Here is a 490-nt window from a genome sequence, read left to right on the forward strand (position 1 = left end):
CGCAACTTCAAGCAGTGGATGGCGAAGGGGCTGTACCTCGGCACGCTGATGGTCGGCCTCGAGCAGAAGGTGATGGGCGGCAACGTGCCGTGGACGCTGCATCACAAGCACGCGGACCACGAGATGCTGAAGCCGGCGTCGCAGTGCGAGCCGATCGAGTATCCGAAGCCGGACGGCAAGCTGACGTTCGACCGGCTGTCGTCGGTGTTCATCTCGAACACGAACCACGAGGAAAACCAGCCGGCGCACCTGACGCTGAAGGATGCGAACGTGCCGGTGAACGTGAACCTGCGCACGTACGCGGGGCCGGAAGGCCGGTTCTGCCCGGCGGCGGTGTACGAGTTCGTGAAGAACGACGACGGCAGCGATCGCCTCGTGATCAACGCGCAGAACTGCGTGCACTGCAAGACCTGCGACATCAAGGACCCGACGCAGAACATCGTGTGGGTCACGCCGGAAGGCGGCGGCGGGCCGAATTACCCGAACATGT

At 63.9% G+C, this 490-nt stretch carries 1 protein-coding gene; it reads left to right on the forward strand.

The genetic code is table 11. The annotated features are described in order from the left end of the window. The coding region (locus HWY45_RS36355; protein ID WP_176118504.1) for a 4Fe-4S dicluster domain-containing protein at positions 1-490 on the forward strand (490 nt) is incomplete at both ends.

The organism is Burkholderia stagnalis (genome assembly GCF_902830275.1).
GTDB lineage: Bacteria > Pseudomonadota > Gammaproteobacteria > Burkholderiales > Burkholderiaceae > Burkholderia > Burkholderia stagnalis.